The sequence below is a fragment of the Saccharothrix xinjiangensis genome (genome assembly GCF_039527585.1).
Classification (GTDB): Bacteria; Actinomycetota; Actinomycetes; order Mycobacteriales; family Pseudonocardiaceae; genus Actinosynnema; species Actinosynnema xinjiangensis.
In genome coordinates, this window is sequence record NZ_BAAAKE010000021.1 from 1 (window position 1) to 19,279 (window position 19,279).

General features: G+C 72.2%; 14 protein-coding genes and 1 pseudogene. 9 read left to right on the forward strand and 6 right to left on the reverse strand.

Annotated features, from left to right (window positions below):
* A pseudogene (locus ABD223_RS30735) lies at window positions 1-381 on the reverse strand (hypothetical protein); the annotation flags it as partial.
* Between the two features lie 31 nt (window positions 382-412).
* Entirely contained in the window at window positions 413-1,096 is a 684-nt protein-coding gene (locus ABD223_RS30740) for an RNA polymerase sigma factor (protein WP_344040115.1), read from the reverse strand.
* A gap of 168 nt (window positions 1,097-1,264) precedes the next feature.
* Between ABD223_RS30740 and ABD223_RS30745 the strand changes: the two genes are divergently transcribed.
* A complete protein-coding gene (locus tag ABD223_RS30745) occupies window positions 1,265-1,483 on the forward strand; it encodes a hypothetical protein (protein ID WP_344040116.1) in 219 nt (72 codons plus the stop codon).
* Window positions 1,484-1,498: 15 nt separating this feature from the next.
* Here ABD223_RS30745 and ABD223_RS30750 read toward each other — a convergent pair whose 3' ends face one another.
* Entirely contained in the window at window positions 1,499-3,934 is a 2,436-nt protein-coding gene (locus ABD223_RS30750) for a hypothetical protein (RefSeq protein WP_425564040.1), read from the reverse strand.
* A 92-nt stretch (window positions 3,935-4,026) separates the two neighbouring features.
* Here ABD223_RS30750 and ahcY point away from each other — a divergent pair, with 92 nt between their 5' ends.
* Entirely contained in the window at window positions 4,027-5,490 is a 1,464-nt protein-coding gene (gene ahcY, locus ABD223_RS30755; RefSeq protein ID WP_344040118.1) for an adenosylhomocysteinase, read from the forward strand.
* Between the two features lie 34 nt (window positions 5,491-5,524).
* On the opposite strand, the gene ABD223_RS30760 is transcribed toward ahcY, so the two are convergent.
* Window positions 5,525-6,496: a hypothetical protein gene (locus ABD223_RS30760; protein ID WP_344040119.1), complete on the reverse strand. Its 972-nt coding sequence runs from the start codon at window positions 6,494-6,496 to the stop codon at window positions 5,525-5,527.
* 141 nt (window positions 6,497-6,637) lie between these two features.
* On the opposite strand from ABD223_RS30760, the gene ABD223_RS30765 reads away from it, so the two are divergent.
* The 6 genes from ABD223_RS30765 (at window position 6,638) to secA (ending at window position 17,031) form a co-directional block, all read left to right on the forward strand.
* On the forward strand, window positions 6,638-7,279 hold the full coding sequence (locus ABD223_RS30765) for a dTMP kinase (RefSeq protein ID WP_344040120.1): 642 nt from the start codon (window positions 6,638-6,640) through the stop codon (window positions 7,277-7,279).
* Between the two features lie 185 nt (window positions 7,280-7,464).
* Complete coding sequence (mtrA, locus tag ABD223_RS30770) at window positions 7,465-8,142, forward strand: MtrAB system response regulator MtrA (RefSeq protein WP_344040121.1); 678 nt, start codon at window positions 7,465-7,467, stop codon at window positions 8,140-8,142.
* Window positions 8,143-8,167: 25 nt separating this feature from the next.
* Window positions 8,168-9,916: an MtrAB system histidine kinase MtrB gene (gene mtrB, locus ABD223_RS30775; RefSeq protein WP_344040122.1), complete on the forward strand. Its 1,749-nt coding sequence runs from the start codon at window positions 8,168-8,170 to the stop codon at window positions 9,914-9,916.
* A complete protein-coding gene (locus tag ABD223_RS30780) occupies window positions 9,913-11,643 on the forward strand; it encodes an LpqB family beta-propeller domain-containing protein (RefSeq protein ID WP_344040123.1) in 1,731 nt (576 codons plus the stop codon). Before mtrB ends, ABD223_RS30780 begins: the two co-directional genes overlap by 4 nt.
* Window positions 11,644-12,917: 1,274 nt before the next feature.
* A complete protein-coding gene (gene hpf, locus ABD223_RS30785; protein ID WP_344040125.1) occupies window positions 12,918-13,598 on the forward strand; it encodes a ribosome hibernation-promoting factor, HPF/YfiA family in 681 nt (226 codons plus the stop codon).
* Window positions 13,599-14,145: 547 nt separating this feature from the next.
* On the forward strand, window positions 14,146-17,031 hold the full coding sequence (secA, locus tag ABD223_RS30790) for a preprotein translocase subunit SecA (protein WP_344040126.1): 2,886 nt from the start codon (window positions 14,146-14,148) through the stop codon (window positions 17,029-17,031).
* 683 nt (window positions 17,032-17,714) lie between these two features.
* Here secA and ABD223_RS30795 read toward each other — a convergent pair.
* The gene (locus ABD223_RS30795; protein WP_344040127.1) at window positions 17,715-18,065 is read right to left on the reverse strand and encodes an Rv3235 family protein; all 351 of its coding nucleotides are present in this window, start codon (window positions 18,063-18,065) and stop codon (window positions 17,715-17,717) included.
* Window positions 18,066-18,123: 58 nt separating this feature from the next.
* Between ABD223_RS30795 and ABD223_RS30800 the strand changes: the two genes are divergently transcribed.
* Window positions 18,124-18,522 (forward strand): HAD-IA family hydrolase, encoded by a 399-nt coding sequence (locus tag ABD223_RS30800; protein WP_344040128.1) that lies wholly within the window; start codon window positions 18,124-18,126, stop codon window positions 18,520-18,522.
* Here ABD223_RS30800 and ABD223_RS30805 read toward each other — a convergent pair.
* Complete coding sequence (locus ABD223_RS30805) at window positions 18,511-19,257, reverse strand: TrmH family RNA methyltransferase (RefSeq protein ID WP_380648895.1); 747 nt, start codon at window positions 19,255-19,257, stop codon at window positions 18,511-18,513. The genes ABD223_RS30800 and ABD223_RS30805 overlap by 12 nt on opposite strands.
* Window positions 19,258-19,279 lie beyond the last annotated feature (22 nt).

The following is a 19,279-nucleotide window of genomic DNA, read 5'->3' on the forward strand; positions in this document are numbered from 1 at the left end:
GTCCTGCTCTATCACCTCGCGGTCGGCCGTGTACCGCACGACCGTGCCGATGTTGAGCAGCTCTTGTCGGGTGTTCTCTCGGAGGCGACCCAGCAGGGTGTTGCCGGGCCACACGAGATCGGAAGAACCGCTCCCCGACGCCTGCTGCGGCGCGGTGGCCACCGCGAGGGAACCCATGAACTGCTCGACCGGGCTGTTGGTGGCCGCGCGTTGCGCGATGGCCGAAGCGCCGGAGCTCAGGCCGACGCCTCGGTGGAGCACCTTCCTGATCCGTCGTTCGACACGGTCGACTAGGGCGTCGGCAACTTCGTCAGGAGTCCGCTCACGGAGGTCGCAGGCGTCTTCGAGGCCGAAGGAGGAGTCGCTGATCAAGTCGTCCACGACGGACGACTCCACGTCGACGCGAGTGTGCCTAGGCATTGCCACCTCCATCCCGAGCAGAGCGGTCGACGGATTTTCGATGTCGTTCCAAAGCTCCTTTGACCGCTCCGTGGGACGTGCCCAAGGATTCAGCGATCTGTCCCACGGTGTAACCGGCCTCGCGCAGGACGAGAGCTTGCCTGGCCAACTCGTTGCCGATGCCGGCCAAGCCGCGTTTGATCTCCAGCCTGGTGACGACGGTGTCGGCTGGACCCGGTGTCGGCGAGGCCATGCCGACGAGTTCGTCGAAGTCAGTCGACCGGGCCGATTCCCGTCGACGACGGGCGAACTCGTTGTTCCACTTCCGGTAGATGTTCGGGAACGCGTAAATGCAGGCCGTGGCGAAGTAGGACTTGAGGCTCGAACCGCCGCGCGGGTCCCAATCCCCACTGAGCAGGGCTTTGCGCCGGAACTCGTCGATGGCTTTGACCACCGTGTCGCTCGCCAGGCTGACCAGGTCGTCGTGCTCCCAGTAGAGCGGTGGACCGCCGACGGGGCAGCCCTTCTCGGCGCACTTGTCGAAGATCGCTTCCGACCTCAGCCAGGACATCATCAACGCGTGCCCGTACTTCGCGATGATCTTCGTGAACCGCTGCCACTCCGGCCCCTCGCAGCCCTCGGCGACCAACGCGTCGCGGAGCTTGGCGTCCCCTGGGTGATCGCCCGTGTTACCCACCTCCTCCTTCGGAGTCGGTTCATCCGGACGAGTGGTTCTATGTCGGCGCGAGCGGCTGGCGGCACGGAGCGGGGCGATCGGTTTCGTCCGTGCCGCGAGCGGCACACCACGACATACAAGCTGCACAAGGCAACCAACGGCCAAGGCCGCAGACCTCGGAGCAGCAACGTGAGCCGGACTCCTCGCCCTCCCCTCCTGAGCACGCGCACCGCGTTGGTGCTGCTGCTGGGCCTCGCGTGCGGCGCGGTCGCAGGAGCGTTGACCTACATCGCCGGGAACAACGTCGCGGCCTCTGTCCTCGCGGGGCTCACCGCGAGTGGCGTCGCGGTCGCGTTCTTCCACGCCCACGTGGGTGATGACCTGCCAGAGGGGCGCGACGACGCCTGACTGCTCCGGTTCCGGTTACTGGGGTTCCGGCTTCGGTTCCGGCTTCGGCGACACCACCGGCGCCCGCCGCGCGGTCGGCAGCACCGGCGGCGGTTCCTCCGTGTCCAGGCCGGCCGCCATCGCCACCGCCCGGTCCCACTCGGGGTCGGAGGCGTAGTCCGCGTGCCGGTTCACGCCGGGCGCCCAGCGGCGACCGGGGAACGGCCCCCGCTGCGGGTCGGGCAGCCAGTGGTCGCCGCCGAGGACCAGCGCGCCCGTCGGACCCCGCCGCGCGGGCGGCAGCGCCCCGGTGGTGCCGTCCTCGCGGAAACCCACCCCGAGCAGCACCTCGTCGAACACCTGCCGGTCCCACGTCGTCACCGCGCCGCCCAGCGCGTCGGTGCCCCGGCACAGCGCCCGCCACCGCCCCTCCAGCCGCGCGGACAGCGAGGCCAGCGAGCTGTGCGGCACCACCGCCGGGAACGCCCGCGCGTACGCCCACTGCAACTGGGACCCGGCGGTGACCAGGCCCAGCCGCTCGGCCTGGTGCGGCGGCAGCTCCTCCAGCAGCCGGGCCGCCGCCACCGCGGTGAGCAGGCTGCCCTGGCTGTGCCCGGCGAGCACGACCCGCGTGCCGGGTTCGGCGAGGTGCTCCCGCGCCCGCGCCACCAGCTCCGGCACCACCTTCAGCGCGTAGCACGGCGGCACCACGGGGTGCGCCTCGCGCGGCCAGAACGCCGCCAGGTCGGCCAGCACCCCCACCTGCCGCGCCTTGTCCGGTCGCCGCGCGGCCAGGTAGACCGCCCGCAGCAGCGACAGCACCAGCAGGCCCAGCACCACGACGCCGAAGTTGGACACCGGGTCGGTCCACGCCGGCGGGTCCACCTCGCGCAGCCGCAGGAACGCCGCGGGCACCGCGCCGGTCGCCAGCACCGCCGCCAGGACCAGCACCGCCTGGTGGCTGTGCCGCCGCTGCCACCGCGCCCACCACCACGCCCGCGCCGCGCGCTTGGCGTCCCGGCCGCGCCCGGCGTGCAGGAGCGCGGCCTCGCGCGCCCACTCCTCCTTGCGGCGCAGCGAGCTCCACCGCAGCATCCCGAGCGTCGCGGCGACCGCCAGCCCGGCGGCGAGCGCGAGCACCCCGGCCACGCCCCACAGCAGCGCGATGTAGCGGTACCCGCGCGGCAGCGACCCGTGGCCGAGCACGCCGCGCAGCGCCAGCGCCAGCCCCGCGCCGAACCCGCCGCCGAGCAGCGCCGCCACCGCCACCACCGGCGCGGCCATCCAGCCGCCCGCCCACGGCCGCAGCTCGCGCGGCTGCTTCGACCAGGTGCGGCGGGCCAGCAGGGCGGCGGGCACGAGCAGCAGCCCGATGAGCAGGCACACCAGCGCCTCGATCGCGGCCACCAGCTGCACGGACAGGTCCGCGCCGGGCAGCCGCGACGGCAGCCTGACCAGCAGCGCGGTCGAGACGAGGAGCAGCAGCCAGGCGGTGGTGTGCAGCACGCGGCGCGGTCCCCTGCCGAGCGCGGCGCGCAGCCACCGCCCGCCCCGGTGCGGCGTGCCGCCGGTCGGGTCGTCGAGCAGCATGGCGCCCAGCGCGGCCACCGCGACCAGCGCGATCCCGGCCGCCCAGCACACCGCGATCGCGTGCCCGTGCCCGCCCGGCGCGAGCAGCGGTCCGGGCGGGCCGCCCAGCGCGACCACCACGCCCGTGCCCAGGCCCGCGACCAGGTGCAGCACGCGCAGCGCGGGCGTGTCCGGGTCGGCGGCCACCAGCGCGCCGGGCAGGCCGGACGGGCCGGGCTCCGGGTCGGCCGCGACGGGCGTCCCGGCGCGCTCGATCCGCCAGTCCACGCTGGACATCCGGTGCAGCACCAGCAGGGCCAGCGCGATCGGCGCCACGCCCACCACCGCCCGGACCCACGGCGTGCCACCCGCCCACGGCCGCCCCCACAGGCACGCCGAGCCGGGCGCGAGGCACTGCGCGGCGACCAGGTCCAGGCTGATCACGGCGAGCTGCGCGACGAGCAGCACGGTCAGCAGCAGCGCCGCCAGCCGCAGCAGCGCCCGCAGGCAGATGCCGAGCAGGTGCGCGGGCGCGTTGCCGGCGGGCGCGGGCGGCAGCATCCAGTGCGCCACGTTGGCCAGCGCGAACGGGAACAGCAGCGCCCACGCGGCCTTCGCCAGGCCGCCGGAGGTCATGCGGCCCCACACGTAGCCCTCGACCACGCGCGACACGGGCCGCCCGCCGGCCTGGAGCACGGGTCCGGGCGCGGGCCTGCGCAGCCGGTCGGCCGGGCGCACGACGCGACCCAGCCCGTCGCCGGCCACGTCGACCGCCGCCACCGCGTCGACCAGCGACTCCGGGGTGGTGCCCTGGACACCGTGCACCCGCAGTTCGACCACCCTCGTGTCGGGGCCCGGAATCAGCACCAAATCCTCCAGCGAGCCTCGGTCCAGCCAGGCCATAGTGGTGCATCGACCACACTCGACGTCGACTTCCGGGGGCCCGGCGTGGCGAGCGGTATGGTCGGGCCGACCCCGACATGGAGGAACCCACGATGACCGCCGAGAGGCTCCAACACCGCAACGGCGTCGACTTCGCCGTGGCGGACCTCTCCCTGGCCGAGTTCGGCCGCAAGGAGATCCGGCTGGCCGAGCACGAGATGCCGGGCCTGATGGCGCTGCGCCGCGAGTACTCGGAGGTCTACCCGCTGCGCGGCGCGCGGGTCTCCGGTTCGCTGCACATGACCATCCAGACCGCCGTGCTGATCGAGACCCTGGTGTCGCTGGGCGCGGAGGTGCGCTGGGCCTCGTGCAACATCTTCTCCACCCAGGACCACGCCGCCGCGGCCGTCGTGGTCGGCCCCCACGGCACGGTCGAGGAGCCGAAGGGCGTGCCGGTGTTCGCCTGGAAGGGCGAGACGCTGGAGGAGTACTGGTGGACCGCGGAGTCCATGCTGACCTGGCCGGACGGCAACGGCCCGAACATGATCCTGGACGACGGCGGTGACGCGACGCTGCTGGTCCACCGGGGCGTGCAGTACGAGAAGGCGGGTGTCGTCCCGGAGGCCGAGGTGGACGCCCCCGAGGAGTGGAAGATCGTCCTGGACACGCTGCGCCGGTCGCTCGCGGCGGACCCGGGCAAGTGGACCAAGGTCGCCGAGGGCATCCGCGGCGTGACCGAGGAGACCACCACCGGCGTGATGCGGCTGTACCAGCTGGCGGCGGCCGGCGAGCTGCTGTTCCCGGCGATCAACGTCAACGACGCGGTGACCAAGTCGAAGTTCGACAACCGCTACGGCATCCGTCACTCGCTGATCGACGGCATCAACCGCGGCACGGACGTGCTGATCGGCGGCAAGGTGGCCGTGATCTGCGGTTACGGCGACGTGGGCAAGGGCGCGGCCGAGTCGCTGCGCGGCCAGGGCGCCCGGATCGTGGTCACCGAGGTCGACCCGATCTGCGCCCTCCAGGCGGCCATGGACGGCTACGACGTCCAGGTGCTCGACGACGTGCTCGACCGGGCCGACATCATCATCACCACGACCGGCAACAAGGACGTGGTGACCGCCGACCACATGTCCCGGATGAAGCACCAGGCGATCCTGGGCAACATCGGCCACTTCGACAACGAGATCGACATGGCCGGCCTCCAGCGCTACCCGGGCGTCCGGCGGATCAACATCAAGCCGCAGGTCGACGAGTGGGTCTTCCCGGACGGCCACTCGATCATCGTGCTGTCCGAGGGCCGCCTGCTGAACCTGGGCAACGCCACCGGCCACCCGAGCTTCGTGATGTCCAACTCGTTCTCCAACCAGGTGATCGCGCAGGTCGAGCTGTTCACCAAGCACCAGGAGTACGACAAGGAGGTCTACCGGCTGCCGAAGAAGCTGGACGAGAAGGTCGCGCGCATCCACCTGGAGGCGCTGGGCGGCAAGCTCACCAAGCTGACCAAGGACCAGGCCGAGTACATCGACGTGGACGTCGAGGGCCCGTACAAGCCGGAGCACTACCGGTACTGACGCCGACCGGGGTGGCCGGTCCCGGCCACCCCGGTCAGGTCCACTCGACGCCGACGCCCGCCACCCCGGGCCCGACGTCCTCGAAGTACGCGCTGACGAACCCGCCGAGCCCGCACACCAGCTCCTCCAGGTCCACCGGGGAGGCCCCGGTGTCGCCGCGGAACTGCTTGGTGCACCGGGCGGGCAGGGTGCGCCGGCTGAACGCGACCTGGAGCAGGTAGCCGCGGCAGGCCCCGTGGAACGTGCGGTGGTGGCCGGGCGTGGGTCCGCCGGTGTCGTCGACCACGGTGAAGCTGAACACGTGCTCCTCGCCCTCGGCGAGCCTGCGGTCGAACAGCAGCTCGAACGCGAGCCCGTGCGCGGGGTGCTGCCGCCGCGTGCGGCCCAGCCGGCAGCCCTCGCCGGTGCGCACGAGGGCGTTGTCGGCCAGGCCGCCCCCGTCGCCCCGGTGCACGGCCAGGAACCGGTCCGGCCCGGCCTTCGCCGCCCGCACGACGAGCCGCGTGGTGACGGACCTCTGCTCCCGCTCGGGTCCGACGAGCACGGTGTCGTGCACGGACAGCACGTCGAGGTCGGTGTTGGCGCCGGCGTCGGCGACCGACTCGAACTCGGCCGGCGGCGGCGCGGGGGAGAGCCACGTCGAGCGGGGAGGCCTGGGCTGGGGGCGGTGGCCGACCAGCGCCACCAGGGATTCCGGCGGCAGCTTCAGCACGGTCTCCAGGGCGCGCACGGTGGCGATGGCGCGCGGCACCTCCGGGTGGCGCAGGCCGCGCTGCCAGTAGCTGAGCGTGGACTGCCCCACCTGCACGCCCTGCTGCTCCAGGTGGGCGCGCAGGCGGGCCAGGGACAGGCCGCGGTGCGCGATGGCGTCGTGCAGGGCGCGGTGGAACGGTCCGTAGCGCAGCGTCTCGGCGAGCGCGTTCGGGAGTCCCCCCGTGGAGTGGCCCTCAGTCGGGTGGCCCACCGGCTCGTCAACCGGTCTGGCGTGCCCGGAATCCGCGGTCACCGCGGCACCACCCTTTCGCGCAACCGGAAATGGGGTTCACCGTAGTCACTCGATCTGGTGATCGAAAGGATCAATCATCACCCGACTGGGCGAAGTGATGCCGCCGAACGTGGACAAGGACCGCCCCTTAGGGTGTTCTTCGTGGGAAAACTCGTCGTGATCGAGGGCCTGGACGGCTCCGGCAAACGCACCCTCGCCAAGGCGCTGACCGGCGCGTTGGAGGCCCGCGGCCTCGCGGTGGCGACGGGCGCGTTCCCCCGGTACGAGCAGGACGTGCACGCCGAGCTGGTGCGGGACGCGCTGCACGGCAGGCTCGGCGACCTGACCGGCTCGGTGCACGGCATGGCCGTGCTCTACGCCCTGGACCGGCGGGACGCGGCCGAGGGCATCCGAGCCGACCTGCGCGCGCACGACGTGGTGCTGCTCGACCGGTACGCCGCCTCCAACGCCGCCTACGGCGCGGCCCGGCTGCGGGAGCCGGCGGGCGGCGGGTTCGTCGAGTGGGTGAGGGCGCTGGAGTTCGACCGCTTCGGCCTGCCCGCCCCGGACCTCCAGGTGCTGCTGCGCGTGCCGACCGGCGTGGCGGCGGACCGCGCGGCCCGGCGCGAGGTGGAGGAGACCCGGGACCGCGACCTGTACGAGTCCGACGGCGGTCTCCAGGCGCGGTGCGCCGTCGCCTACGACGAGCTGGCCGCGATGGGCTGGGTGTCGCCGTGGGAGGTGCTGGACGGCACCGCTGACCTGCGCGCGGATGACCTCGTCGAACGCTGGTTCGCCCGTTAGCGTGACGGTGTAACGAAACGTCACGGCTGCGCCGATGACCCGCTGACGATCCCGGTTCGGGGAGGCGAGGCGGTCACGTGCATCGGCGACACAGAGTGGTCACGGACTGGACCCGTGCGGCGACCAGCGGCGATGACCACCGGTCGGTGCGGGGGCTGCCGGCCGTTAGTGGGACGATGTTGGGTATGAAGGCACGCGTGCTCGTCGTGGACGACGACCCCGCCCTGGCGGAGATGCTGACCATCGTGCTGCGGGGCGAGGGCTTCGACACCGCCGTGGTGGGCGACGGCGCCCGCGCCCTGCCCGCGCTGCGCGAGCTGAAGCCGGACCTGGTCCTGCTGGACCTGATGCTGCCCGGCATGAACGGCATCGACGTCTGCAAGGCCATCCGCTCCGAGTCGGGTGTGCCGATCGTGATGCTGACCGCCAAGAGCGACACCGTGGACGTGGTGCTCGGCCTGGAGTCGGGCGCCGACGACTACGTGGTCAAGCCGTTCAAGCCGAAGGAGCTGGTCGCGCGCATCCGCGCCCGCCTGAGGCGCACCGAGGCCGAGCCCGCCGAGGTGCTCCAGATCGGCGACCTGACCATCGACGTCCCCGGCCACGAGGTGCTGCGCGAGGGCAAGCCGATCCAGCTCACCCCGCTGGAGTTCGACCTGCTCGTGGCGCTGGCCCGCAAGCCCCGCCAGGTGTTCACCCGCGAGGTGCTGCTGGAGCAGGTCTGGGGCTACCGGCACGCCGCCGACACCCGCCTGGTGAACGTGCACGTCCAGCGGCTGCGGTCGAAGGTCGAGCGCGACCCGGAGCACCCCGAGGTGGTGCTGACCGTCCGCGGCGTCGGGTACAAGGCGGGTCCTCCGTGATCGGCGGTCGGTTGATCAGGTGCGGATGACCGGGGCCGCCCGCCGGCGGCTGGTGGACCCCGCGGTGCGCGAGGCGCGCCGCGCGGTCGAGCACGCCCGCCGCCGGGCGGTGGCGTTCGGCGACCTGTGGCGCCGCTCCCTCCAGCTGCGGGTCGTGGTCAGCACGCTCGCGCTGTCCTCGGCCGTGGTGTTCGTGCTGGGCATGGTGCTCCAGGTCCAGATCACCGACCAGCTGCTCCAGGACAAGATCAAGGCGGCGGTCCGGCAGACCGAGGCCAGCGCGGCGGCCATCCAGCCCGAGATGGCCGGCCTGAACCCGGGCCCGGACAACGTCAAGGCCCGGTTCGCCCTCGCCCTCACCAAGCTCACCAGCTCCGGCGTCGACCTCGACGCCGCGGGGTCCGGCGCGGGCGCGTTCGAGCCCGTGCTGTGGGACGCGGGCGAGGTCGGCGCGGACGGCCTGCCGGTCGCCGTCGGCCCCTACCCGGAGGTGCCGCTCGGCCTGTACGACATGCTCGGCGAGGCCAGCACCGGCTACCAGATCACCACCGTCGACCGGGACACCGGCCCGACGACGCTGCTGGTCGTCGGCAAACCGGTGAGCACCTCGTCCCGCGCCATGCACCTCTACCTGCTGTTCCCGCTGACCGGCGAGCAGACCACCGCGGAAGTCGTGCAGAACACCCTCGTGGTCGGCGGGCTGGTGCTGCTCCTGCTGCTCGCCGTGATCGCGAACCTGGTCACCCGGCAGGTCGTGCGGCCGGTGCGGCAGGCCGCCGAGATCGCCGAGCGGTTCGCCGACGGCGACCTCGACGAGCGGATGCCCGTGGTCGGCGAGGACGACGTGGCGCGCCTGGCCGAGTCGTACAACGAGATGGCCGCCAGCATCCAGCGGCAGATCCACCAGCTGGAGGGGTTCGGGCAGCTCCAGCGCAGGTTCACCTCCGACGTCTCGCACGAGCTGCGCACCCCGCTGACCACCGTGCGGATGGCCGCCGACGTGCTGCACGCCTCCCGCGAGCAGTTCCCCAGCGGCCTGGCCCGCTCCACCGAGCTGCTGGTCGACGAGCTGGACCGGTTCGAGTCGCTGCTCGGCGACCTGCTGGAGATCAGCCGCCTGGACGCGGGCGTCGAGGAGCTGGCCGCCGAGCTGGTCGACGTGCGCGTGCTGGCCCGCCGCGCCCACGACGCGGTCCGAGCCATCGCCAACAGCAGCGGCTCGGCGATCGTGCTGGACCTGCCCGACCACGAGGTGGTCGCCGAGGTCGACGCCCGGCGCGTCGAGCGCATCCTGCGCAACCTGCTGGCCAACGCCGTCGACCACGGCGAGGGGCTGCCCGTCGAGCTGACCATGCGCGGCGACGACCACGCGGTCGCGGTGACCGTCCGGGACCACGGCGTCGGCCTGCGCGCGGGAGAGGCGGACCTGGTGTTCAACCGGTTCTGGCGCGCCGACCCGTCCCGCAACCGCCGCACCGGCGGCACCGGCCTCGGCCTGTCGATCAGCCTGGAGGACGCCCGCCTGCACGGCGGCGCGCTGGACGCGTGGGGCGAGCGCGGCCAGGGCGCGGTGTTCCGGCTGACCCTGCCGTGCCGGCTCGGGCACGAGGTGACCGGCAACCCGCTGCCGCTGGTGCCGCCCGACCTGCCGGTGGTCGCGCCCGAGCCGGAGCCGGCGGCGCCCGAGCCGGTCGAGGAGGTCGAGCTGACCGAGGAGGAGATCACGTGGCAACCCGCCGAGCCGGTCACCGGCGAACGCGAGGAGGTCCGGTGAGGCTCCTCGTCGTGCTCCTGGCGCTGCTGGTGGCCTCCGGCTGCGCGGCGATCCCCACCGAGACCTCGCCGATCGCGGTCAACCCGTCCGCGGGCCGCTCCACCAAGGCCGCCGCGATCGAACCGGCCGACGACATCGACCCCCTCACCCTGGTCCGCGAGTTCGTCAACGCCACCGCCAACCCCGAGGACGGCTACGCGGCCGCCAAGGCCTACCTCACCGAGTCGGCGCGGGACAGCTGGAACACCAGGAGCACGCCGACGATCATCGAGCCGACGTTCAACACCGTGCCGACGGGGCTCGGCGCGGACGACGACGAGCAGCGCACGGTGCTGCTCCAGGGCAAGAAGGTCGGCAGGCTCCAGCTGGAGGACAACTCGTTCGTCGAGCTGGTCGGCAACGTCGACACCGCCATCGGCGTCGCGCGCGACGCCGACGGCCAGTGGCGCATCTCCCAGCCGCCCGACGGCATCTACGTGCCGCAGGGCGGGTTCAACCAGCACTACCGCCGGGTGACGCTGTTCTTCTGGAACCACGACTACAGCGTGCTGGTGCCCGATCCCCGGTACGTGGTGGTCGCGCCGTCGACGTCGATCCCGTACCGGGTGACGCAGCTGCTGCTCAAGGGACCCGCGGTGACCATGCGCGGCGCGATGGCGTCGGCGATCCCGAACGGCGCGGAGCAGCGCCACGACACCACCGAGGCCGACGACGGGGCGCTGGAGGTCGACCTGACCAAGGTCGGCGACATCACCGCGGCCGTGCGCAAGCAGGTCGTGGCGCAGGTGGTGAAGTCGCTGACCGGGGTGAGCAGCAGCCGCATCCGGATCCTCGTCGAGGGCCAGCCGATCCTGCCCGAGCGGGACGAGTGGCGGCCCGCGGACGTGACCACCGGCGAGGGCCTGACCACCCCGGACGCCGGCCTGACCGGCATGCTGCTGACCGGCGGGCGGGTGCGGCAGGTCAACGGGGAGCAGGTGGCCGGTCCCGCGGGCGCCGGCGAGTACCAGGCGATCGGCGCCGCCCAGTCCATGGACGGCAGCCGGCTGGCCGTGGTGAGCCGGGTCGGCGACGGCCCGGTCCGGCTGCGGGTCGGCGGCGTCGGCGACGGCCTCGGCCTGGTCGACCTGACCGCCACCTCGCTGACCAGGCCCACGTGGCTGCTCAGCGGGCAGGAGGACGAGCCGAGCAGCGAGGTGTGGACCGTCGTCGACCGGACCAACGTGGTGCGGGTGGTCGCGACCGACAACGGGTGGACCGCGCGCACCGTGAACGCCTCCGAGCTGGCGCTGCACGGGCCGATCACCGAGCTGCGGCTGTCCCGCGACGGCACGCGGGTGGCGGCGGTGGCGGGCGGGCGGCTGCTCGTGGCGGCCGTGGTGCGCGGGCAGGACTCGGCGGTGGCGCTGCGGTCGCCGCGCAACGTCCAGCCCTCCCTGGTGGGCGCCAACGCGCTGTCCCTGGACTGGCTGGCGCAGGACGTGCTGGTGGTGAGCACGTCGCTGGCGTCGTGGCCCATCGCGAAGATCAACATCGACGGGCTGGGCATCGAGCGCTACAACACCTCGAACCTGACCGCGCCCGTGAACTCGGTGACCGCCGCGCCGGGCCGCACCGTGCTCGCGGTGGACCAGAGCGGCCTGTGGAGCGCGAGCGACGTGGCCGACGTGTGGCGGGCCTCGCCCACCGAGGTCGACCGCGCCACCCAGGTCTTCTACCCGGGCTGACCTCGCCTTGTTTCACCCGATCGAGACTTCCCGGGGTCCGTTCCGGACCCCTCCGGCTGTCGGTGGTCGCCGGCACCCTCGACCCGTGTTGACCACTCTGCTGTTCCCGCCCCGCTGCCCCGGCTGCCGCACCTGGGGCGCCCGCGCGTGCGCCCGCTGCCTGGCCGCCTTCGGCCCGCCCCGCCGCGTCCCGTGCGCCGGCCCGCCCGCCTTCGCCCTGGCCCCCTACGCGGGCGCGGCCCGCGAACTGGTCCTCGCCTTCAAGGAACGGGGCCGCCGCGACCTGGCCGCCGTCTTCGGCGCCCTCATAGCCACCGCCGTACCCCTCCTGCCCCTGCCCCACACCTCACTCCCCCTTCCTCCCACTTCCCGGACCCCCGCCACCGCGCCGCCACGGCCGTCGCCGTCACCGTCTCGGGGTTCTCCGTCCCCGGGGCACATGGGGCTTCCAGGACACGCGTGGCTCCCGGGACAGGTGTGGCTGGTTCCCGCACCGTCCCGATCATCGGCGGCGAGGGCGCGGGGAGGTTCCCACGTGTTGAGAATGGCACGCGCGTCCGGCTTTTCCGTCGCCCCGGTCCTGGCTTTCGCGAAAGGCGTTCGTGATTCGGTCGGGTTGGACCCGGCGTCCCGACGGGCGAATCTGGAGGGGCGGGTGCGGATCGTTCCGGGTGGGCTGCCACCGCCCGGAACACCGGTTGTCCTGCTGGATGACGTGATCACGACAGGTTCTACGGCACGCGCCTGCATTTCGGTGTTGAAATCGGGTGGGTTCCGGGTATCCGGGGTGCTCGCACTGACAGCAGCCAGACGAACCCACTCGGTCGAGTGAATCCAGTCGGGAACCCCCCGGCTCGCTCGTCCGTTAGCCGGATGTGAGGCCCATGCAGAGGCTGTTCGCCGTAATCGCCCTACCGGCGGATGACCGCGTCCGCCTGGACTGCCCGGGTGAGCCGTCGTCGGCGTGGCGCCGTGACGCGCCTGCCTGGCGCACAGCCGGTGCCCATTTTTCGTCGCTCTGCGTCACGACCGAAAAATCTTGGAGTTCCCCCGCCCCGGGGGCTGTCGCAGCGGCGAATACCGGGCTAACGTGCACCGCTATCAGCGTTCCCGGCACGCGGGGAGGAGGCGAACAGCCCATGACCCTGGCGCCGGTCGGATGCTGAGGGGCCACCCTCAGCAACAACTCCGCGAAGCAGGTCGCGACGCAGATCGCGTATCCGGCGCCGAAAGATCCAGAGCCACAGCTCGCCCCTAAGCGAGGGAGGTTGCGTATGGACATCGTCGTTAAGGGCCGCAACGTCGAGGTGCCCGAGCACTACCGGGTTCACGTCGCCGAAAAGCTGGCCCGGCTTGAGCGTTACGACCGCAAGGTCATCCGCTTCGACGTGGAGCTCTTCCACGAGCCGAACCCCAGGCAGTCGAAGAACTGCCAACGCGTGGAGATCACCGGCAACGGACGTGGTCCCGTGGTCCGCTCCGAAGCCTGCGCAGGCGATTTCTACGCCGCGCTGGACGCCGCCGTCACGAAGCTGGAAAGCAGGTTGCGCCGCTCTCACGACCGCAGGCGCGTGCACCACGGTCGACGCGCCCCGGCCTCGGTCGCCGAGGCGACCAGCGGACTCGCGGCCACCCTGGCCCCCGACACCGACGGGCAGGCGCAGAGCGCGTGGCGCGGGCGCACCGCGGTGCTGGAAACCACAGGACCGACCGACGACGAGGACATGGCGGAAGTGCCCTCGCAGCGCTGGGACGACGGCGTCGAGGACAACGAGCCGGGCCGGATCGTGCGGGAGAAGGAACACCCGGCCAAGCCCATGACCGTCGACCAGGCCCTCTACGAGATGGAACTCGTGGGCCACGACTTCTACCTCTTCTCCGACGCCGACTGCGGCCGTCCGAGCGTCGTCTACCGCCGGAAGGGGTTCGACTACGGCGTGATCAGGCTGGCCTGACCCCCACCTGACCACGGTCCCCCACCACCCACCAACCCCCGGCGTCCAGCACGCCGGGGGTCCAACGCGTCCCCACCCACCCCCGCAAGCACGTACCCCCAGCCCACGCGAGTCGTACCTCCAGAACGCGCGAGTCGTACGCCCAGATCAACCGTGTCGTACGCCCAACCCGCGCGAGTCGTACCTCCAGAACGCGCGAGTCGAACGTTCATGACCCCCGAGTTCTACGTTCAGGACCCGGCGTGTCCTCCACTCGGGCACCGCGTGTCCTCCACTCCGGCATCGCGTGTCCTCCACTCCGGCACCGCGTGTCGTCCAGTGGGTCACCCCGCCCCGCCGAGGACCTCCCCGGCGCCGCGCCGCAGGTAGATCAACTACCCGTCCGCGGCCCGTCACGGGCCGTTTCGCACCCCTTCCTACCTGTGTCTGTGCACACACCTTCACGACTTGCCTACGATGGCAGGTGGTGAAGGCTCGGCATACCCGTGACGAGCCGCTGGAAGGCGCCCGCCCGGGCGCTCGCGATGAGGTAATGAGGTCGACCCGGATGGTGCTGTCCCGACTGCTCCGCGCTGGCGAGGGCAAGATGCTCAAGCGCCTGCGCAACATCGCAGCGCACATCAACACCCTCGAAGACGACGTCGTCGACCTCTCCGATGCGGAGTTGCGCGCGAAGACCGAGGAGTTCCGCCGCCGCCACGCCGACGGCGAGTCCCTCGACGACCTGCTGCCCGAGGCGTTCGCCGTGGTCAGGGAGGGCGCCAAGCGCACCCTCGGCCAACGGCACTTCGACGTCCAGTTGATGGGCGGCGCCGCGCTGCACCTCGGTCAGATCGCCGAGATGCGCACCGGTGAGGGCAAGACGCTGACCTCCGTGCTGCCCGCCTACCTCAACGCCGTCGCGGGCAAGGGCGTCCACGTCGTCACCACGAACGACTACCTGGCCAAACGTGACTCCGACTGGATGGGCCGCATCCACCGCTTCCTCGGCCTGACCGTCGGCGCGATCCTGTCGGAGATGACCCCCGAGCAGCGGCGGGTCGCCTACAACGCCGACATCACCTACGGCACGAACAACGAGTTCGGCTTCGACTACCTGCGCGACAACATGGCGTGGAGCCGCGACGAGATGGTCCAGCGGGGCCACTTCTTCGCCATCGTCGACGAGGTCGACTCGATCCTCATCGACGAGGCCCGCACCCCGCTGATCATCTCCGGCCCGGCCGACCAGTCGTCCCGCTGGTACGTCGAGTTCGCGCGCCTGGCCACCAAGATGCGCCGCGACGTGCACTACGAGGTCGACGAGCGCAAGCGCACCATCGGCGTGACCGAGGCCGGCGTGCAGTTCGTCGAGGACCAGCTCGGCATCGACAACCTGTACGACTCGACCAACACCCCGCTGGTCGGCTACTTCCAGAACGCGATCAAGGCCAAGGAGCTGTTCGCCAAGGACAAGGACTACATCGTCCGCAACGGCGACGTCATGATCGTCGACGAGTTCACCGGCCGCGTGCTCGCCGGTCGCCGCTACAACGAGGGCATGCACCAGGCGATCGAGGCCAAGGAAGGCGTCGAGATCAAGGCCGAGAACCAGACGCTGGCCACGATCACCCTCCAGAACTACTTCCGCCTCTACGAGAAGCTCGGCGGCATGACCGGCACCGCCGAGACCGAGGCGGCGGAGTTCCACCAGACCTACAAGCTCGGCGTGGTCCCCATCCCGACCAACCGCCCGATGAAGCGCAAGGACGAAGCCGACCTCGTCTACAAGACCGAGGAGGCCAAGTTCGAGGCGGTCGCCGAGGACATCGTCGAGCGGCACGAGAAGGGCCAGCCGGTGCTGGTCGGCACGACGAGCGTCGAGCGCTCCGAGTACCTGTCCAAGCTGCTCGTCCGCAAGGGCGTCCCGCACGAGGTGCTCAACGCCAAGCACCACGAGCGCGAGGCGCTGATCATCGCCAAGGCCGGCCGCAAGGGCGCCGTCACCGTCGCCACCAACATGGCGGGCCGCGGCACCGACATCGTGCTCGGCGGCAACCCCGACATCCTCACCGACCACGAGCTGCGCGAACGCGGCCTCGACCCGGTGGAGGCGCCGGAGGAGTACGAGGCCGCGTGGGCGAAGCTCATCGAGGACATCACCGCCGAGGTCAGGTCCGAGGCGGAGGAGGTCCGCGAGGCGGGCGGCCTGTACGTGCTGGGCACCGAGCGGCACGAGTCGCGGCGCATCGACAACCAGCTGCGCGGCCGCTCCGGCCGTCAGGGCGACCCCGGTGAGTCGCGCTTCTACCTGTCGCTCAAGGACGAGCTGATGCGCCGCTTCAACGCGGCGATGGTCGAGACCGTCATGACCCGGCTGAAGGTGCCGGACGAGGTGCCGATCGAGCACAAGATGGTCACCCGGGCCATCCGCAGCGCGCAGACGCAGGTCGAGCAGCAGAACTTCGAGATCCGCAAGAACGTCCTCAAGTACGACGAGGTCATGAACGAGCAGCGCAAGGTCATCTACGCCGAGCGCCACCGCGTGCTCGACGGCGAGGACCTTCGCGACCAGGTGACCCACATGATCACCGACGTGGTCGGCGAGTACGTCGACGGCGCGACCTCCGAGGGCTACGCCGAGGACTGGGACCTCGACAAGCTGTGGACGGCGCTCAAGACGCTGTACCCGACCACCCTCGACTACAAGAAGCTGCTCGACGAGGACGAGGACGTCACCCGCGAGTCGCTGAAGTCGCGGCTCCAGGAGGACGCGCTCGCCGCCTACGAGGCGCGGGAAGCGGAGATCGACGGCCGCGTCGGCGAAGGCGCCATGCGCGAGCTGGAGCGCCGCGTCCTGCTCTCGGTGCTGGACCGCAAGTGGCGCGAGCACCTGTACGAGATGGACTACCTCAAGGAGGGCATCGGCCTGCGGGCGATGGCCCAGCGCGACCCGCTGATCGAGTACCAGCGGGAGGGCTTCGACATGTTCAACAGCATGTTGGACGCCCTGAAGGAGGAGTGCGTCGGCTTCCTGTTCAACCTCCAGGTCGAAGCCGCCGAGCCCCAGCCCGCGCCCGCCGAGCCGCCGGTCCAGGTCTCGATCGCCAACGGCGGCCCGCTGGCCGGCAGCCGCGCCCGCGCCCGGGCCGCCGCCGCGGCAGCGGCCCAGCAGGAGGCGGAGGCCGCCGGCCAGGCCCCGGCCGGCCCGGCCCTGGCCCAGTTGCAGAGCGGCAACGCCATCCCGCCCGCCCTGCGCGGCAAGGGCCTGGACGGCCATGCCCAGCAGGGCCTGACCTACTCGGGCCCGTCGGAGAGCGGTGACGAGCAGACCCAGGGCGGCGGCCCGCGCCAGAGCGGCGGCGGCGGTGGCGGTGGCCAGAGCGGCACCCGCAAGGAACGCCGCGCGGCGGCTCGTGCCCAGGCGAAGGGGCAGCGCAAGGGCCAGCAGTGACCTGACACGCGGCCGGCTGCGCGTACGTGCGTGGCGGGACGCGTGTGAGTGAGCGTCCACGCGGAGGCGGGGCATCGACCGAGGTCGGTGCCCCGCCTCCGCATTTCACCGGCCTGTGGCCCGTGGCCCGCGATCCGCGATCTGTGGCCTGCGATCCGCGGCTCGCGCGCCCCGACAGGTTCCGCGCCGCCCTCATGATCGCGAGCCCTGACCATCTGGCCACAGGCATACGGGCGCGGATGCGCGCGTCGTGCGGGCGCACGCGGATGTGCCGGAGGGCGGGCATTGGGCTGTGGCCGGCGGGGTCGGGTGGCGAGGAAGCCGGGGCGGTGGTGTGGCGGGGCGGTGGTGTGGCGAGGCAGGGGTTGGGCCCGGACTGCGAACCGGACTGCGGCTCGGGTGGAGGGCTCGGGTGGAGGGCTCGGGTGGAGGGCTCGGGTGGGGCTGGCGTGGAGGGCTCGGGTGGAGGGCTGGGCTGGGGGAGTCGTTGGAGCGGGTGGGGCTGGAGTGGGTGTGGAGGGGTGGTTGCTCGGGCGTCCATTTCATCAACCGATGGCCGTAACGGCGTTTTCGTACATGGTTGGGGTTGTGATCACCTGATCGTGTGACGGGAGCCGGCGGGGGCAGAGGCGAGGGGGCAGAGGCGGTGGGGACCGAGGGGCCGGGTAGGTGAGCGGCGGGTGTCAGGGCAGCAGGTGGAACTCGGTGCACCGCCAGCGGTCGCCGTGGCGTTCCACCCTTGCGGCGAAGGCGCGCGTCCTCGTCGGCATGTGCAGGGTTCCCGCCAGTTCCGCCGCGTCCGACGACACCCGGCACAGGCGGTAGCGGCCGAGGCGGGTTCGGCCCCTCGTCACCGCTCCCGCCAGCGTCGACACCGCCGGTGGGGCGAAGGTCTTGGCCAGTTGGCTCGCCGGGCGGCGGCCGCACAGGGTTTCCAGGGCCGGGATCAGGAAGTGGCGGGCGTCCAGCGCCGTCGGCTGGGACGGGGGCGGCGTCGTCCAGGACGGGGGCAGCGTGCGCAGTTGAGGTGGCATGCTGAACCGAGTGGGAAAGCCCGCCGTACGTACCAAGATCACCTGATGGAGGCAACGGGTGCGCGGACTGGTGCTCGACTTCGGCGGTGTGCTCACCGACCTCGGCGACGACCACACCGCCGCCGAGCCTCCCCTCGTCACCGCGACCCGGCGGCTGCGGCGCGGCGGCGTGCGCACCGCGGTGCTCTCCAATGCCGACGGCCTGTGGCGACCGCCCGCCGCCTGGTCGCCGCTGTTCGACGTCGTCGTCACGTCCGGTGAGACCGGCATCGCGAAGCCCGACCGGCGCGCCTACCTGCTGGTCGCCGAACTGCTCGGGCTTGCCACGAACGAGTGCGTCTTCGTCGACGACCTCGCGGTGAACGTGCGCGGCGCCGTCGCGACCGGGATGGTCGGGGTCCACCACCGGTCGGTCGACGCCACCCTGGAGGAGCTGGCCGTCCTGCTACCGGGCTGACCGCCTGGCCACCTCGAAGCACAGCACCGCCGCCGCGCCGGCGACGTTCAACGACTCGACGCCCGCCGCCATGGGGATGGACAGCCAGCCGGTCACGTGCGGCCTCACCTCGGCCGACACGCCCGCCGTCTCGCTGCCGAGCACGAACGCCGCCCGCTCGGGCAGGTCGAACCCGTACACGGTCCGCGGCGCGCCCGCGTCGAGCGCGTACACCGGGTAGCCCTCCGCGCGCAGCGCCTCGACCGCCTCGGCGGCCGTCGCGCACTTGAGCACCGGCGCGCGGAACGCCACCCCCGCCGACGCCTTCACCACCAGCGGGTCGATCGACGCCACGCCCCGGCGCGGCACCACGATCCCCTCCATGCCCGCGGCGGTGGCGGTGCGCAGGATCATGCCCACGTTCGCGGGCGTGGTGATGCCGTCCAGGACCAGCACGTGGCGGGGCCGCGAGCGCAGCGCCACGTCCAGTGGGAGCATCCGCGGCGCCACGACGTCCGCCAGCACGCCCTGGTCGTGCCGCCCGTTGCCCGCCAGCACCTTCACGCGCTGCGCGGTGGCCCGCTGCACCCGCACGCCCCGCCGGCCGGCCGCGTCCAGGATCTCCCTGGCCGCGGGTCCGCGCGCGGTGTCGGCCAGCACCACCTTGTCGACCTCCAGCCGCGGGTCGTCCAGCGCTTCGAGGACCGGCTTGCGTCCGTAGACGGTGACGAACTTGTCCTTGGGCGAAACATCCACGAGGAGCAGTGTCCTCCACCCG

Excerpts from the sequence above, each read along its gene's own strand:
- ABD223_RS30750 (WP_425564040.1), bottom strand. The coding sequence starts at position 3,934 with ATGGCCTGGCTGGACCGAGGCTCGCTGGAGGATTTGGTGCTGATTCCG.
- ahcY (WP_344040118.1), top strand. The coding sequence starts at position 4,027 with ATGACCGCCGAGAGGCTCCAACACCGCAACGGCGTCGACTTCGCCGTG.
- mtrA (WP_344040121.1), top strand. The coding sequence starts at position 7,465 with ATGAAGGCACGCGTGCTCGTCGTGGACGACGACCCCGCCCTGGCGGAG.
- mtrB (WP_344040122.1), top strand. The coding sequence starts at position 8,168 with ATGACCGGGGCCGCCCGCCGGCGGCTGGTGGACCCCGCGGTGCGCGAG.
- hpf (WP_344040125.1), top strand. The coding sequence starts at position 12,918 with ATGGACATCGTCGTTAAGGGCCGCAACGTCGAGGTGCCCGAGCACTAC.
- secA (WP_344040126.1), top strand. The coding sequence starts at position 14,146 with ATGGTGCTGTCCCGACTGCTCCGCGCTGGCGAGGGCAAGATGCTCAAG.
- ABD223_RS30795 (WP_344040127.1), bottom strand. The coding sequence starts at position 18,065 with ATGCCACCTCAACTGCGCACGCTGCCCCCGTCCTGGACGACGCCGCCC.